General features: G+C 69.5%; 2 protein-coding genes. Both read left to right on the top strand.

The window, feature by feature from the left end; translation table 11 throughout:
• Positions 1–165: 165 nt before the first annotated feature.
• The gene (locus tag AC08OP_RS10475) at positions 166–798 is read left to right on the top strand and encodes a GNAT family N-acetyltransferase (protein ID WP_476602044.1); all 633 of its coding nucleotides are present in this window, start codon (positions 166–168) and stop codon (positions 796–798) included.
• Positions 799–1,119: 321 nt separating this feature from the next.
• Positions 1,120–1,343, top strand: a 224-nt coding sequence (locus AC08OP_RS10480) for a hypothetical protein (RefSeq protein WP_476614013.1), incomplete at its 3' end; no start/stop codon positions are given.

Here is a 1,343-nt window from a genome sequence, read left to right on the forward strand (position 1 = left end):
GTGCTGGCCGGGGTGGTGGGTCATGCCGTCGCCCAGCTGCGCGGGGCCGACGACCACGGGCACCCGGCCGCGGGGTCCGCGGGCCTCGCCACAGCCGCCGCAGCCCCTGGCGCAGCCGCAGCCGCAGCCGCAGCCGATGCTGCCGACGCCGGATAGGGCGCGACGGTGGGAGCTCCGGGTTGGCCGGCAGTCCTGACCGACGGACGGGTCCAGGCGCGGCCGCTTCGTCTGCGTGACGCCTCCACGTGGGTCGAGGTGCGGCTGCGCAACGCCGACTGGCTGGCGCCGTGGGAGGCGACCCCACCCGGAGTGATGATGGTCCGCGAGACCTGGGCGCAGCGCCAGACCCTCTCGATCTACCGTCAGATGTGGCACCGCCTGCGCCAGCAGGCCCGGCTCGGCGCCACGTTGCCGTTCGCGGTCACCTTCGAGGGGCGGCTCGTCGGTCAGGTGACCGTGTCCACGATCGTGCGCGGGGCGTTCAACAGCGCTCAGGTCGGCTATTGGATCGACAGCGAGTACGCCGGTCGAGGCATCACACCGACCGCGCTCGCGCTCGTCGTCGACCACTGTTTCGGGCCGGTCGGGCTGCACCGGGTGGAAGCGAATGTGCGCCCGGAGAACGCCGCGAGCCGGCGGGTGCTCGCGAAGCTCGGCTTCCGCGAGGAAGGGCTGCACCGGCACTTCCTCGCCATCGACGGCCGCTACCGCGACCACATCGGATTCGCGCTGACGACCGAGGACGTCCCCGAGGGCCTGGTGCACCGCTGGCGGGAGACCCGGTACAGCCGGCCCTGAGCGGCCGCCGCGCCGCCCGACGGTGTCGCGCCCGACGGTGCCGCCGCGCCTGAGAACGATGCCTGGATCCACGGCTCGCGTGACACGTTCCACTCCGGCACCGGGACGGTGTCGGTTACCGGACGTAGTCCCTTCTCGTCACCGCCCGTCGTTCCGGATCTCAATCCGGTGACAAAGCGAAGGTCCTGACCGGATGTCGATGTTCTCTACAAGGGCTTCCATAGGTCAGATGCGGTCCTGAGGGGTCCGCAGTGCGTTTTGACGACCACACATCCACCATCACCCATCCAGTTGCGGATGCGACACGCGGGCTCCGGGTCGGTGACCACGTGGATTTCGCTCACTAGCGTCGACTACGAAATCGCAATCGTTGGTGTCGAGAAGAGGCTCCTCATGGTCAGAGCGCCCGCGCCCGCCGCGCTCGCCGCGGATGGTGTGCGTCCGGTGGGTGATGAGTGGGACACGTTTCCCGTGGTGTTCCCTCTCCCCGGAAGCGGTGAACACCACGGAGACCACAGATCCCGCGAAATTGACAACGTAACCAC

It is taken from the genome of Frankia sp. CeRuru1 (assembly GCF_977966315.1).